The sequence below is a fragment of the bacterium genome, from assembly GCA_023145965.1.
Lineage (GTDB): Bacteria > UBP14 > UBA6098 > UBA6098 > UBA6098 > UBA6098.
Map to the genome: position 1 here is coordinate 1 of JAGLDC010000015.1, position 14,245 is coordinate 14,245.

16 protein-coding genes are annotated in these 14,245 nt (G+C 41.1%); 5 read left to right on the forward strand and 11 right to left on the reverse strand.

What is annotated here, in order from left to right:
• The coding region (locus KAH81_01805; GenBank protein ID MCK5832382.1) for a response regulator at positions 1-1,058 on the reverse strand (1,058 nt) is incomplete at its 3' end.
• A 450-nt stretch (positions 1,059-1,508) separates the two neighbouring features.
• Between KAH81_01805 and KAH81_01810 the strand changes: the two genes are divergently transcribed.
• Positions 1,509-2,342, forward strand: coding sequence for a type II secretion system protein (locus tag KAH81_01810; GenBank protein ID MCK5832383.1), 834 nt, complete (start codon positions 1,509-1,511; stop codon positions 2,340-2,342).
• Between the two features lie 387 nt (positions 2,343-2,729).
• Here the strand turns inward: KAH81_01810 and KAH81_01815 are convergent, their stop codons facing one another.
• Positions 2,730-3,665: a tetratricopeptide repeat protein gene (locus tag KAH81_01815; protein MCK5832384.1), complete on the reverse strand. Its 936-nt coding sequence runs from the start codon at positions 3,663-3,665 to the stop codon at positions 2,730-2,732.
• Positions 3,666-3,851 (reverse strand): hypothetical protein, encoded by a 186-nt coding sequence (locus KAH81_01820; protein ID MCK5832385.1) that lies wholly within the window; start codon positions 3,849-3,851, stop codon positions 3,666-3,668. It abuts the gene before it with no gap.
• Between the two features lie 143 nt (positions 3,852-3,994).
• On the opposite strand from KAH81_01820, the gene KAH81_01825 reads away from it, so the two are divergent.
• The 3 genes from KAH81_01825 (at position 3,995) to KAH81_01835 (ending at position 7,024) form a co-directional block, all read left to right on the forward strand.
• Positions 3,995-5,260, forward strand: coding sequence for a PAS domain S-box protein (locus tag KAH81_01825; GenBank protein ID MCK5832386.1), 1,266 nt, complete (start codon positions 3,995-3,997; stop codon positions 5,258-5,260).
• A complete protein-coding gene (locus KAH81_01830; GenBank protein MCK5832387.1) occupies positions 5,257-5,904 on the forward strand; it encodes a response regulator transcription factor in 648 nt (215 codons plus the stop codon). Before KAH81_01825 ends, KAH81_01830 begins: the two co-directional genes overlap by 4 nt.
• A gap of 424 nt (positions 5,905-6,328) precedes the next feature.
• Positions 6,329-7,024, forward strand: coding sequence for a hypothetical protein (locus KAH81_01835; GenBank protein MCK5832388.1), 696 nt, complete (start codon positions 6,329-6,331; stop codon positions 7,022-7,024).
• A gap of 54 nt (positions 7,025-7,078) precedes the next feature.
• Here the strand turns inward: KAH81_01835 and KAH81_01840 are convergent, their stop codons facing one another.
• From KAH81_01840 to KAH81_01860, 5 genes are read right to left on the reverse strand one after another with little or no spacing between them, the layout of a single operon-like run.
• Entirely contained in the window at positions 7,079-8,815 is a 1,737-nt protein-coding gene (locus KAH81_01840) for a hypothetical protein (GenBank protein MCK5832389.1), read from the reverse strand.
• Between the two features lie 13 nt (positions 8,816-8,828).
• Positions 8,829-9,260 carry a hypothetical protein gene (locus tag KAH81_01845; GenBank protein MCK5832390.1) on the reverse strand — a complete coding sequence of 144 codons (432 nt, stop codon included), beginning with the start codon at positions 9,258-9,260 and terminating at the stop codon, positions 8,829-8,831.
• Between the two features lie 8 nt (positions 9,261-9,268).
• Entirely contained in the window at positions 9,269-10,147 is an 879-nt protein-coding gene (locus tag KAH81_01850; GenBank protein MCK5832391.1) for a prepilin-type N-terminal cleavage/methylation domain-containing protein, read from the reverse strand.
• Complete coding sequence (locus tag KAH81_01855) at positions 10,128-10,523, reverse strand: prepilin-type N-terminal cleavage/methylation domain-containing protein (protein MCK5832392.1); 396 nt, start codon at positions 10,521-10,523, stop codon at positions 10,128-10,130. Before KAH81_01855 ends, KAH81_01850 begins: the two co-directional genes overlap by 20 nt.
• 6 nt (positions 10,524-10,529) lie before the next feature.
• Positions 10,530-11,051 (reverse strand): prepilin-type N-terminal cleavage/methylation domain-containing protein, encoded by a 522-nt coding sequence (locus KAH81_01860; GenBank protein ID MCK5832393.1) that lies wholly within the window; start codon positions 11,049-11,051, stop codon positions 10,530-10,532.
• A 202-nt stretch (positions 11,052-11,253) separates the two neighbouring features.
• On the opposite strand from KAH81_01860, the gene tgt reads away from it, so the two are divergent.
• Positions 11,254-12,396 (forward strand): tRNA guanosine(34) transglycosylase Tgt, encoded by a 1,143-nt coding sequence (gene tgt / locus KAH81_01865; protein MCK5832394.1) that lies wholly within the window; start codon positions 11,254-11,256, stop codon positions 12,394-12,396.
• Between the two features lie 208 nt (positions 12,397-12,604).
• Here the strand turns inward: tgt and KAH81_01870 are convergent, their stop codons facing one another.
• The 3 genes from KAH81_01870 to KAH81_01880 form a co-directional block, all read right to left on the reverse strand.
• A complete protein-coding gene (locus KAH81_01870; GenBank protein ID MCK5832395.1) occupies positions 12,605-12,994 on the reverse strand; it encodes a hypothetical protein in 390 nt (129 codons plus the stop codon).
• Positions 12,995-13,220: 226 nt separating this feature from the next.
• Positions 13,221-14,060 (reverse strand): hypothetical protein, encoded by an 840-nt coding sequence (locus tag KAH81_01875; GenBank protein ID MCK5832396.1) that lies wholly within the window; start codon positions 14,058-14,060, stop codon positions 13,221-13,223.
• On the reverse strand, positions 14,060-14,245 hold a 186-nt coding region (locus KAH81_01880), incomplete at its 5' end, for a DUF2089 family protein (protein MCK5832397.1). The genes KAH81_01880 and KAH81_01875, both read right to left, overlap by 1 nt.

The following is a 14,245-nucleotide window of genomic DNA, read 5'->3' on the forward strand; positions in this document are numbered from 1 at the left end:
GGTATTTCATGAAGCATAGCTTCGAACTCGACCAGATCAGTTGCCCTTCCGTATTCCGTCCCTGATTCATCGCGGAAGATGAAATCGCCAAAACCGAGGTTCCAGTGGATATAATCGCTTAGCTCCTGAATCACAGTTGGCGAGTTCTTATCGATATAGCTAACTCCGAAGCGCTTGGCAGTTTTGGCATATTCGAAGCCAGCGCTTTGAAGCAAAACCGGAATATCGAATCTCGCACTTTTTAAGTATTCCAGCAATTTGATCCCTGCTTGCTTGTCTAATTTGGAATTTTTTGGAAAACGGATATCTGATATAACACAAAGTAAGTAATCGCGATATTTTTCTGCAAGTCCCACTGCGGACTCATAGTCGTGTGCCATGAGTATCTTCGGGCGCGTGCGCATGCGATAATTCTTTTGTATATCGTTCAATTCTTCAGAAAGTAAAAGCTGAACTTGCCCCATAACCTCGCTACAAAGTTCTGGGAGAAAGCGCGAATAGTAGAAAACTGAATCTTCCACAAGGAGTATCACTCGGACAAGCCCCACTCGAGTGTCGTGTTCAACATTTAGTAGGTCTTCAACAAACTTGATCATAGCAAGGAAAACCTTAGAATCGCCGCTCCAAAGGAATACGTCGTCGATAGCGTCCAATTTTGGGTCGGTTTTATTTATACACACAGCATCTGCTTGCACATTAAGAAGAAGCAATATTGGCATTTTTGGAAAATCGGACTTCATCTTACGAGCCATCTCGAAAGGAGTTACTTCGCCGATATGAAGCATGGTTATCACCATATCGAATTTTCTTTCACGGATTATATCAATGGCTTCTTTGCCGGTAGGAACACTAGTTATCCTTGGCACTGAGGACAGGTTAAGTTGATGATATTCTCCATAAAGCTGTTCTGAGAATCTACCATCTTGTTCGAATATGAAAGCATCATAGAAACTCGACACCAGAAGTATTTCGCGTATTTTATACGGCATAAGCTGGTGAAAAATATCTTCGCCGAACTTGAAACGGCTATAGTATCTTTGTAGGTCTTCTTTTTTCATTTTACCTCGAGTCTTATCTTCAACTACAAATAACAGGAAAAATATAATCTCATCTATATAAGAACGCAAATCTAATGTTCTCATTTACATATCATGTTTATTTAAACTTGTATGTTCAACCTTCGTGACCTTTATTTTCTATTCTCGAATTACAAATTTAAGTGGCGTTTAAGTGTATTTAATTTTGCTTGATTAAACATTGTTAGGCTTTTATTTAACTTGTGCCTTTTCTAGCATATTTAACAGTGCTTTTTTAGTTTTCTTTTTTCTTTATTATTGGAATGGACTCAGTATTATTGAGCAATTAGCGATTTTCAAAGAGGGAATACCAACCGCCGCTAACTAGCGCTGTCAATTAATCGGTAACTACAGAATGAAAAGATCATACTCGATCAATAGTGTTTCCTGATGGCTTCGAACAGGAAAAATACTCGGCTAAACCATTCTCGTATGGGGTCAACTCTTCTCGAAGTGATGGTCATGTCGGTTATTGTGTTGATTTTAGCTACATCCTTAATTGGTTTGCTTATTAATTCATTGAAACTAATAAATAGAAATCGGGCAAGGGCTTTTGCTCTCGAAAAATGCAATCAGATGATCGAGGAAATAACAGCATATAGCCTTGCTGGCGAGGACATCATAGAAATTGATCGTTTTAAAGATATTGTTCCATTACCAATTCTCTCTGCAGACACAACTATTTCCGACCCATCTAATACACTATCTGGGAATGTTTATAATAATTTTGGTAATTGGAAGTTCCTTCGAGTAATCGATATACTGCCAATTAAACAAGAACCGAGAGCTCGTATAGTCAGTGCTAAAGTATATTATAGTGATGAGGACGATCCCAGTAAGGAGGGATTACTACTTTCACAATTAACAAAGCTTCTGAAAACAGCAGGTGATATATTCCCTCCATCACAAGTGTATGATATCTATGCAATAGCCATAGAAAACACACCCGGATGGTGGGTTGACATGTCAGTTATGAAACCGATGATGCATGAGGCGATAAATCAAGTTCAAGCTAGGAATCCCGGCCTCGAGTATCGCGTTCACTGGATAACTAGAAACGGTTTCGGAAGAGACAGGTTATATTCGCCATATTTCAATCTATCTTCTGATGCCATTGATAACAACGCATTACCTTACACATATATTTATCCTTCAGCCATCGTAGGCGAAGACGGTTTTTTTACTATTCCCCTAGAGATGTTAGAGGCAACAAGACTGTTGACGGGCTCAAAATGGATAATGGAATTTATCCATATCCTTCAATAAAAGCGACACCTTCCCCACACCACTGGAAGTCCCGGTTTCACTCAAAAAAATGGCGAATTTCCTGGAGGATTCGAGGTTACCGTTACTGGCTCAGCATCATCGAGAAAGGTCTTCATTAGATTAGTAACATCGGGATGGTTTCGTAAAAGGATTCTATCTTACGAAACTATGACGATGACTTCCTCTCCAGAATATTAGATTCAAATCACATGAATTTGAAAAACCCTAAATCGCAACAGCAAACGAGGGCGGCGGCGGTTTTGGCATGGTCGATTTGCGAATGGAATAAATCGAGAAATGGTCTATCGTGAACTCTACTCGCCTGTTCTCCTGGGGCTCAAGTTCCCTGTGCAGATTAATCAGCCATTCCTCGCCGTCGTCCTCTGCCTAATAGAGAAGGTCCATCTCAACCGGTGGTTCTTCATAAAGATAGGAGAAATCCCAGAATAGATATGTATGATCAAGAAAAACCGTGCCATGTGGTGAGAATTCGATGCCGCCAACGGTGGAACCATCATCTAGATAATATAACTGTTCGATCATATTGAAGGTTACACCCTCATCTGGAACCACCGACTCGTGAATACAATAGACATGCTGGCCTGTAACACCGTCAATAGGTATGACAATGAAACTCTTGTGAATATTCTTCACAGGCCATTGATTAGAATTGGGCATTCCAAGAATTCTAGTGATTTCAGCCCTTTCGCTTAATGTGATTCCAAGAAGTTCTAGGGCCTTTTCAGCATAGAACTGCGAAACCATGTAATCTTTTAGATAAAAGCTGAGTTTCGCCCTATTTATATATATCGTGGTTTCAAGATTAAAATCGCCCGTTTCCTTTGCATAACCTAATGCGCGCTTCATCGAATCCATCGCTTTTTCTAAAATATCTGATTCCATTTCGGCAATAGAAATATTAAGATAACAGGAACCGAGTCGATTATGATCATCGATAGATTCGGCAATACTAAGGGCACAACGAAACCTCGCAAGAGCCTTATCGAATAGCCCTCGAATCGAATAGGATACTCCTCGGTTAATCTCGATATCAGCTTTAAATCCTTCGTTGTTCTCAGTAGACAAATTTCTTTCGGCAATACAATATTTCTTTTCCATCTTCTCCCACTCACCCTTTTGAAGCGCTATATTGCCCAAATCGAGATTAATGCGCGAAAAGGCGAAAGGAATATTAGAAAAACGCTCGGCAGCACAGTTGTAGTTATCCTCTGCCTCGCTTAACTTACCCCATATAAAACATATATCTCCAATGAGTTTATATATTCTGCCAATAAAATAATCGTCCTCATTTGAATGTTGCATTCAAATGGCCTTTAATATATTGTATGCACCATAATAATCGCCGAAAAACATTAGATTTTGGCAAATCGTGATCATAGTCTCGGAAAAGGGGTAACCATCGATAAGATTACGGACAATATCTTCCCGAAAAGAAGCGTCGAGCAATATTTTATCTGTAGTCTTTATGCTTTTATCGCATATATTCATAAGGCTTTGGTTAGGTAATAATTCTATATTCCTTACACATATTACGTTTTTACTGTCTTTTTTCTATTATTTTTTTAAAAATATTGACTTTTCCCTAAGTTAATTTACTTTGTTTAAAATCAATAAAGAAATTAAAACCGGATATGTTCAAGAAAGAAACAAAAAACTTTATTGTCCTAATCCTGATCTCATTAATGGCTATCCTGTTGTCGATAGCTATTATCTCAGTCAATTTCTCTCATTCCCTATCCTCCTTATTTGTTTTTACCTATGATTACGAAATACCTGAGTTTATCGTCTTCGCGTTTTTTGTTCTTCTGCTTATGCTGTTGCTCATCTTTTTCAGAAGAACAATGCACAGCTCTAAAGAGCTTAGAGAGATTCTCGATCTCACTTCATTTTTATCATCCGACGTATTCGTTCTAGCCGATCATAAGGGCAAAATCGAGTTCATATCTAAATCTATCGAAAAGACATTGAAATATGAGAGTAAATATTTTATTAAAAAACCGGTAGAAGATCTTTTTGTAATCGATAAAGAACTCGATTTTTCAGAGTATATTAAGAAAACAGAATCGGTCAATTTCAGCATCGAATATTGCAAAACAAAAAGAAGCGATGGTTCTACTATTATTCTCGAAATATACCACGCGCAAACCGATGCACTTGGAAGACACATATACCTTTTAAAGGATATAACAGATCGAATCGAAGCCGAAAAAGAGATTTCGCTATATCAAAATAAACTCAGGGCGTTATGGTCACATCTTTCACTTGCAGAAGAGCGAGAAAGGCAAAGGATCTCAGCAGATATACACGATGAGATCGGCCAATTTTTAGCTTTGGCTAAGATTAAACTCGGGGTATTAGCATCATCCGAGAATGACGAAAATGTCAAATCGAAAATAAAAATAATAAGAAACCTTATTAATCAATCCATAATCCATTCGAAATCGCTTATGTTTGAATATAACCGACCAATAATTTCGATGCTTGGCATCTCAGGTGCAATTTCTTCAATATGCGCGAAGTATAGAAACTCCCACGATTTCTTCTGCACTTTCGAAGACGACGGAAAAATAAAACCGCTTTCCAACGAGCTCTCGATGATTTTATATCAATCGACTCGTGAACTGCTCATGAATATTAAAAAGCACGCTGACGCAGAAAGAGCAACTGTAAAATTCTATCGAGACAAAGACCTAGCAATACTCGAGGTCGAGGACGATGGCATAGGTTTCGAACTTAAAGAAAATAAATTTAGCAAGATTAACACAAAGGAATTCGGCCTTTTTAGCATCTCTGAGCGGATTAAATATTACTCAGGAAACATAACAATCGATACAAAAAAGGGCGAAGGAACCCGAGTTAAAATTTCGGTTCCCATTAAAAAGGTGGAGGAATTATGATCAGAATACTTATCGTTGACGACCATCAAATTATCAGGCAAGGCATTATCGAGCTTCTTTCACGATATCCCGATTTCGAGGTTGTAGGAGAAACCGGAGAGGGCAAAAAAGCTGTTGAGCTGGCCGGGGAACTCACTCCCGACATCGTGATTATGGATATAGCCATGCCGGGCATGAACGGAATAGAGGCCACTCGCAAAATAATCTCGGCCAACCCTGAGGCAAAAATCATTGCTCTCTCCATGTATTCTGATAAATCCTTTATTACCGAGATACTCCGCGACGGTGCAAAGGGTTATTTAATGAAAGACTGCGCCTTCGAAGAGCTGGATAAAGCGATCAGAGTCGTTTTAGAGGGTAGAACATATTTAAGCTCAACTATATCTGAAATAGTCATCAACGAATATTTAAACCCAGAAAGCAAAGACCTAAATCGCGAATATCATTTGCTTACCGACCGAGAGCGGGAGGTTCTCCACTATATCGGCGAAGGTGTTTCGACAAAACAAATTGCTTATGAACTTGACGTCAGCGTCAAGACCATCGAGACCCACCGGCGCAACATCATGAAAAAGCTCGATGCCAAAAGCATCGCCGAGTTAGTGAAATTCGCTATCCGTCAGGGCTTAACCTCGCTCGAGTAGCGTTTTATCTAAAAACCACTTCATTTATTCTCCCAATCGGTGAAATTTATGTCTTGCCTTCGGTAAGCGATCTTCAAATTGGCGGAATAAGGCTCCTTCCTCCGGCAAACCACCGTTAAATCGACCATTAAGGTTTACCTCCCGGTCTCGTAGGTGTCGTTCCAACCTTATCTATTTTATAATATAGCTTTTCTATTTATTATTTTAGATATATTATTTATTCTTTTTATCTTTTATTTTTATAATATATATTATTTATTTATATTTATAGAATTTTTATTGTATTTTTATTTTTATTATTATCAAAATTATTAAATATATTAATAATTATAGCTTGCTATTTAATAAAAATATTGCTATTTTATATATAAGATTCATTAATATTAATATTAGTATATAACTTGTCATTCAAAGGAATCATAATATGTTTAAAAATAATGCATTTACATTAGATAGAATGAACATTCTTATGGAAAGAATGAACCAATTATCTAATGGATTAGATAAATATGGAACCGAGCTCGCTTATACGCCGGAGGAAATAGACGAGATAAAGAGTATCTGTGACTCTTTGCATGATTACGCCAACGATCAAAACAAAGAGGACGCCGATGTCGCGGGATTATATGCCGGACTTCACGATGAAGAAGGCAAGATGTTGAAAGCGCTTTACGATTGCCGCAAGTTCGTGCGCGGTGAGGTGGATTTCGGCGACGAGACGACGGGGAAATACCTCGAAGAGCGGTTCCGGCTCGATGAGATGGTGCCGAAACGCCGCGTCGAGCGCGTGAAGATGGCCGAGGACATCATCGAAGCGTTCGATAATCTTCCGGCGGAGCTGCCGGGCCTTGTATTTGCGGATGTTCCTTTCGAGCGGTTACGGGCGAAACTCGCTGCGACGAATGGATACTGGGACCAGGTGCAAAAAGAACGCGCCGAGCTGAAGGCCGCGACGGCGAGCCTTCGGCGAAAACGCACGGAGTGTGTCAAGACGCTACGGCGCGTTTATCTTCGCGCGACATCGTTCTGGGGAATAAACGATTTCCGGCTTTTGGAGCTGGGAATGGTGCACAAATCCGGCATCTGGACATACAAGAAAAAGCCGGAAAATTCCGATTAAAAAAAAAGAGGGTTTATTGATAAAACCCTCCTTAGAATCGAGAATGATTGTTTTTTAATACTCTGTAACTGATTGCACCTGATAACCCGCCGGCCTATCGGGCAGGTTTTGAAGCACCTGTGAGCTCCAACAGATATCGGCGTTTCCGTTGATTTTGAAATCGACGGACTGACACAATAACGATCCCCAAATATGCACCCCTTGGCCACCACCGGTGATATCGACCGAGACCTCGCCCAAAACGATAATTAATCCCGAATATTCGAATTGACCGGAAATATGGAGGTTTCCGGTAACCACCAGGACACCTGCACCGAGGGTTCCTCCAGGCCCTTGTCCTCCTCCCTCCTCATTGACAGTTCCAGCTCCAAGGCACCACGGACATACCTGCGTACCCGGCCCACCACATACGTTGCAAATTCGAGAGGGACCCACCCCTCCACTTCCACCGCAAGTCGGGCACGGAGTATATCCCAAACCGACACAGTCCGGACATATTATACTACCCGAACCACCGCAGGTTGGACATCCCGATGTTGGATCGACGCCTGTTCCTCCGCAGAAGGGGCAAGACACACCGCCAGTACCGCTACAATCCGGGCATAAACCTGTTCCCGGCGGATCGTTTTTTCCGCCGGTTCCACATCGGTAACACGACCACCAAACCAGACCGGCTGTTTTTGAAATACCGGTTCCGTGACAGATCGGGCAATCTCCCGTTCCGGCGCATATCGCACAACCATATATACCGGTACCTAAACAGCTATCGCACATAATTGCAGTTCCGCCGGTTCCGGCGCAATCCGGGCAAACGAGATACCCCAGACTATCGCAGGTCGCGCATCCAATGAGACCGGTTCCGTTGCAATCGGGACATGCTTCTGATTGCCATTCGTAACCCGTGCCGTCGCAACCCCAGCATGTGACCACGCCGGTGCCGTTGCAGTTTGGACATGGGTATTGGCTACTCCCACCGGAGGGAACATGACCGCCTCCGGCAACAGTAAAATCACCGTCGAGATAGCTAACTTTATAATCATTCGGAAACGCCCCGGCAACCCAGCCTATTGTATCTGCAAGCTCGCCGTTTGGACCGGCGTATGCCGCCGCGAGTGCCTCGAGATCTAAAGTGTCATGTTGGGGATTCACCGATCCTTCGATAACATTGCCAAAATCGTCGACTGTAAAGACTTGATCTGCCCGCATACCAATAGCATCGACAATGCTCGATGAATCGTGGATAGTGGAGACTGCGGCTCTGTGCTCTCCCGGAGGAACGGGGATATTATAGATTGCGTCGCCCCATTGGTGGTCGCCACCCTGAACAGTAAAAACATTACCGGGAAAAGCGGGCTCCTCCGCCTCGATATACAGCGGGCCGGGGATATCGCCATAGCCGAGAACAGCGTATTTGATGCGGTATTCGAGTCTTCGAACACCATTGCGCGAAACGCCTATCGAGCGAATTATTCGTTCATCCGACGAAAGCCATGTTACATCGGATGAATCCAAGATTTCAACTGAGAAAGAGCCGCCATTGGTGGGCTCATCGGTGTATATAATACCGTGGATCTGATCGTTATTGTTTAGGGAATCTATTGCCATCATTGCCCCTGATTCGGCAACATAAAAGGCTCGTTTGCGATGCCGTTCGTTGGATGATATTTTATTGTTGTAATGGCTCGCTGCAAGCACTAAAAAAGCAATAATGGATATAATGACGACGACCATCAGCAAGATTAGCATAACGCTCCCGCGAATTTCGCCCAATTTTACCCTTATTTTCCGCATAATATCACCAGCTTCATCCATTTTCTTTTTCGGCTTTTTCCCTACGCATCTTTTGAATGCGCTCTAATTTCGCTTTTTCGTCCGAATCGAGGTTTTCTAGGGCTTTCGCCGGATTTTTTATCTTTTCGAGAGCGGCCTTTCTTCTTTCTTCAATCACATTTGCATTTAGCCTAGCGATTTCCGAGTTTGCCATTTTTGGTTTGCGCTCATCTGGGAAAAGATATGATTCTTTTTGTTGAGGTAATTGTTTTGGGAAATTAGAGGTTAATTTTGCGAGCTGCTCTCCTGTGAGTTCGCCTTCAGATTGTTTTTCTGCTTCTTCAATCAACCTCCCTGTATATTTGACTTCCTCAGTTTTACCTGTTCGGAATATCAGAATAACAATTATAATAAAACACGTTATCGAAATAATCCCAAGTATCACATTCTTATTTTTACCGCGCAAAATGCCCCCTATCTTTTATCGAGCGCGATGTTAAGTATCACAGCTTGAGTGTTCAGCCTCGAACGCCTGTAATTATCGTTGTATATTGAATCTGTGTATTCTCTGTCCTTAATACTAGATCGAGACTGAACATCTAGATTGACAGCATAAATGAAGTCCATAGAATCAGGCGAGAAAGTATCCATGTCTGTCGTGTCAATTCGTGTTTCATAGGTGATTTGAATATCATCTATATTTTCCACTAAACGAATGATATTGGAGTCATTATTATATCTAACACCGAAGTATCTTAAAGTATCGGTTCCATTGATATCATAGGCCACTTTGTATGTATATTCATTGAATGAACTAACCCGGCTTTCTTTAGGCATATATCTGTCGAGTGAATCCTGTAATGTAAAATAAATAAACTTACTGCCGGAAAACATAAATTTAATGAAGGTATCAACCGTTGCCCAACATGTATCCACTTCTTCGGCCAAAGGGCTAATGAGCATAACTCGCATTCCGGGAGTATATTTAAAATTCGGCGCATCTTTAGCGAAAAAATTTTCTGAATATTTCGGCGTATTCAGAAAAGTCAAGGAGGTGAAATTATCGTAATTGCCAACAATTTTTATTGAATCCGGGCCGCTTGTAGCGCTATATGGTGTGATAGCATTGTAACCATCCGGTATCATATAGCCTGCCATGCGAATCCTATCCATAAGCTCACCGTGAACACGAGTAACAGATTCCTCGGCTTCGGCGCGAGCTTGCTGTGAAATATACCCTTTTCTTTGTCCAGAAAGGATACCAATAAGGGAAGCCATGATAATGGCCGCAATTAACATTGCGATCATTAACTCGATCAGAGTAACCCCATTTTTATTTATATGGATATGCATTTCGATAAAAAACCGTGTGATAGGTTACATTATGTTGATTATGTTTAGAATCGAACCAACTTACAGTAAGTTCAACATCTTTGATTCTGGGCTTGCCCATATTATCGACAACGATCCAAGTCCTACTAAAATCATCGATATTGTCGCTTCCGCTTTCAATAGTGGAATAACTGTATCTTCTCAGCTCCTCAATTTTCTTCTCGGCGAGATTGCCGGCCTCATTCTGCGCTGAACTCAGTGTATTCAGTCGGGCCGCACTTATGAGTGCCATCCCAATAAATGAAAGAATAACAGCTGTAATAGCAATAGCTAACATCACCTCGAGCATTGTGAATCCGTTGTTCACGAATATCTTTCTCTCTTTATTAATGGCCAAAAACCGTTACTCCAACTGCCCGCTTTTTAGATTAGGTGGCGCACCATCGTGGACCTCGATCCATCCGCTTTGCATATTTACTGCAACGGTTTTAAATTCGGAAGTTACTATTCCTTTGATAACAACGATGGCTTCTTTTGATGCTTTTCCATCGTCGAGAAAGCTGAATGTTGCAATACCAGAGAACCTTTTACTTCCAAAAAAACCGGAGAAAATATCGACACCTTTAGGGGCTGTAAATTTTTCTATTACCTTTTCTGCTGAATCCTGAATCCCATCTTCATCGCTATCTATCCAACCGATGATAGATTCTGTGTCGAAATCGACATTCACTCTTATATTTCGCTTACTTACACGAGCCTCTGTGCCAATAACTTTAAGTGTTGCGGCGGCATTATTCGTTTCTCCAATTAGCCTCTGATGGTTTATCGCTTTTCTGAAACCAACCACAGACATAGTAGCTAATACAGTTAGAATGAGCACAACAGACATCAATTCGAGTAATGTAAACCCTTTTATTTTCTTCATATTTTTTGACATATCAACTCAATGCCATTCAAGGAAATATTAAAAAGACTTCTTTATCTATATTATAGTATAGAAAAGAAAAAGACTGCTTCAATCGGGCTATCTCTTATTGTGATCTTCGATTTACCTTAGATATAATTAAGCTTTATAATTAGATTACCTTTTAACTTGATATTCCTGGTTTAATCTACATTCTGTATTTATGATCGATTTTAAGCTATTAAAAACTGACAATCTCGCCCGAGCGGGCACCATTTACACCTCTCACGGAGAAATACATACACCGGTGTTTATGCCGGTTGGCACTCGCGGAACGGTAAAAACTCTCGAGGTTCGTGACATAGAAATGGAGAATTACTACATTATCCTCAATAATATGTATCATATGTATTTGCGCCCTGGACTAGAACTTATCGAAGAGATGGGAGGGCTTCATTCATTCATCGGATGGAACCGCGCTATATTGACAGACAGCGGCGGATTCCAAATTTTTTCGATGACCAATCTGGCCAAGGTAAAGAACGAGGGTGTCCGTTTTCAGAGCCATCTCGATGGAAGCTACCATTTCTTTTCTCCAGAACGCGCCACAGAAATCCAATATAGAATGAGACCGGATATTTTCATGGCTTTCGACGAATGTCTCGGCTATCCCTCAACAGAAAGTGATATCGAACGCTCCGTCGAATTAACACTGAGCTGGGCACGCCGATGTAGGGAAGAATGGGACAGACTACTTTCATCAGACAGTAATAACGATTCTGGACCATCGCTTTTCGGGATTGTTCAGGGGGGAGTGAACGAGAAATTTCGCCGATATTCGGCGCAAAAGACTGTGGAGTTAGACTTCCCCGGGTATGCTATCGGAGGCCTTTCAGTAGGTGAACCAAAAACGCTTATGTGGACTGCTCTCGATGCCTGTCTTCCAGAGTTGCCTATCGAAAAACCTCGCTATCTTATGGGAGTGGGCACTCCAGCCGACATTGTAGAAGCAGTGGCAAAAGGGGTAGATATGTTCGACTGTGTTCTTCCGACGCGTAATGCACGTAAAGCAACTGTTTTTACATCTCGTGGAAAAATTTCCTTAAAGGCAGCTTATTTAGCAAGGGACGAACGCCCCATCGATCAAGAATGCGATTGTTATACATGTAAACATTACACGCGAGCTTTTTTACGACATCTCTTCTCTGTAGGCGAGATCACTGCTATGCGCCTCGCGACAATACATACGCTTCATTATTATAAAACCCTCCTCGACAACATCCGCCTAGCCATTCTAGAAGATCGTTTCGAAGATTTCCGCAAAGAATTCCATTCCCGCTATAAAGATGAGATAATTAAAGAATAGAACTTGAATTATAAGAAATATCCTTCCCACTCTATACGTTAGCGCGAAATTCGCAGATATAGAAATTTCATGTCAGCACTATCGATCACCGGAATAGAGCTACAATATCTTGATTTCGATACCAAAATAATCATAAAAAAAGGCGCATTCAAGTGCGCCCCTTTTGCATTTAAACACTTTGCTCTATTATCTTTGCTCATTTAACAATTCATTCTACGAAGATACTAACTCGATCATCACCGTCTTCAACAGAAACAATTTCGCCATCGGCGCCTTCTTTAATAGCCATGACAATTGCTTCAAGATCTATCTCGTGTTCATCGAGTTGAGCTCGAGCATCAGAGGGGAGAAGCCCTTGCATTTTCGTTAGAATTTGCACAAGCTTTAACGGAAGATTAACCTTCACTTTTTCGACACCGCCCTCGGAGATGCGAATTCTCAACCAGCGGTTGGGTTTTTCTGATTCGTCAATTATTTTAGCGCCTTTGCAATCGCTTTCTTGAATAAATCCAAGCGTATCTAGAAGACGCGCTGCCTCATCGGCTGAAATCTTGCCGTTTTCGAGCATACTTAATATCTGGTTCCTTTCTTCGGACACAATCCCTCCTTATATTAATAAGAACTTCAAGTAAGACGGTTTGATTTTTTGAGTTTCGACTGCACAATTCAGGCTGATCTGGTTTTCAACATCGTTATTTTCGCTATCATCATTCGTCTTCTTTCCCATAACGACTCACTTTAAGGGGTCTTTTAAATTTGGTCTCCTGCGCTGGATTTTAATCCACCGTGGACGAGGTCTTTCTTCGTTTTTCATTTTTTCTCCTTCATTTAATAGTAACATTTATATAACCGTTTTTATTGTATAATTCGATTATTATATCTGCGTTTTCGGGTTTAACTTCCTTTGCAAACTCCAACTCCTCTGGCAAATCGACATCTTCAAAAGGGCTATCGAGCTTGAGTGAAACAACATACCCCTTAGGAACTACAACATCCATGTTACCAGAGAGAGTTTTGCAAATATAGCGCCCCTTGCTTTCTATTTCCATAGAGATATTGCCGCTTTTAGTTTCTAACGAGGCTATTCCCGTTATTCCAATCAGTTCAATATTTCCAGAAATGCTTCGAATATCCCATCTTCCAGAACACTTTTCTATAAAAATATTTCCAGAGACACTTTCAATAGAGGTCTCCAAATCGAGCTTTTTTGCTTTGAGATCTGTACTAACCAGATTTAAAGATGCAGTCGATCGCGGCTTGACGTAAGCTGTAAAATTGGCATTTATGCTATCGATATTGAGAATATTATCCTCAACTATCGTTCTCATAGGCCAACCAGTGCCATCGATAATTGTCTCACCATCGGATGGTATAAGTTGAACATCTCCGTTGACTGCTTTAATAAATAGGTTATCCACCCCATGAAAAGTTTTTTTTCCTCCAGAAGTCCCTACCGATCCGAACGCTGCGGAGACAGCTTTACCTATCTGCTCGGGAATCATTTCCACCTTCATCATAAATTCTTTGGGTATTTTAGGAGGTGCCGATATATAAAAACCCTTCGTTTTTTTTTCACTAACGGCTTTAATAAGCCTCTCGGCCTCTTCAGAGTTGATTTTACCATTTTCTAGAAGTTTCAATATTCTTGTAATTTCTTCTCCCATTATCTTTCCTCCTCCAATTTTTTAAGCGCTTCTGAAACATCCATTTTGCCTTCTTCAAGGTTTTTCAAGATATCAATCCTATCATTTGATTCGATAGGTATCTCATCGAGGCCAAGTGCGATATTTATCTCTCGAAGACGGGTTTTTACTGTCGGATAACTAAGTCCAAGGCGCGCCTCCATTTG

What these genes read in the sequence shown, in the direction of transcription:
- KAH81_01820 (MCK5832385.1), bottom strand. Translation starts at nt 3,851, where the DNA reads ATGAATATATGCGATAAAAGCATAAAGACTACAGATAAAATATTGCTC.
- KAH81_01840 (MCK5832389.1), bottom strand. Translation starts at nt 8,815, where the DNA reads ATGCGGAAAATAAGGGTAAAATTGGGCGAAATTCGCGGGAGCGTTATG.
- KAH81_01850 (MCK5832391.1), bottom strand. Translation starts at nt 10,147, where the DNA reads ATGCATATCCATATAAATAAAAATGGGGTTACTCTGATCGAGTTAATG.
- KAH81_01810 (MCK5832383.1), top strand. Translation starts at nt 1,509, where the DNA reads ATGGGGTCAACTCTTCTCGAAGTGATGGTCATGTCGGTTATTGTGTTG.
- KAH81_01875 (MCK5832396.1), bottom strand. Translation starts at nt 14,060, where the DNA reads ATGGGAGAAGAAATTACAAGAATATTGAAACTTCTAGAAAATGGTAAA.
- KAH81_01825 (MCK5832386.1), top strand. Translation starts at nt 3,995, where the DNA reads ATGTTCAAGAAAGAAACAAAAAACTTTATTGTCCTAATCCTGATCTCA.
- KAH81_01815 (MCK5832384.1), bottom strand. Translation starts at nt 3,665, where the DNA reads ATGCAACATTCAAATGAGGACGATTATTTTATTGGCAGAATATATAAA.
- tgt (MCK5832394.1), top strand. Translation starts at nt 11,254, where the DNA reads ATGATCGATTTTAAGCTATTAAAAACTGACAATCTCGCCCGAGCGGGC.
- KAH81_01835 (MCK5832388.1), top strand. Translation starts at nt 6,329, where the DNA reads ATGTTTAAAAATAATGCATTTACATTAGATAGAATGAACATTCTTATG.
- KAH81_01860 (MCK5832393.1), bottom strand. Translation starts at nt 11,051, where the DNA reads ATGAAGAAAATAAAAGGGTTTACATTACTCGAATTGATGTCTGTTGTG.
- KAH81_01830 (MCK5832387.1), top strand. Translation starts at nt 5,257, where the DNA reads ATGATCAGAATACTTATCGTTGACGACCATCAAATTATCAGGCAAGGC.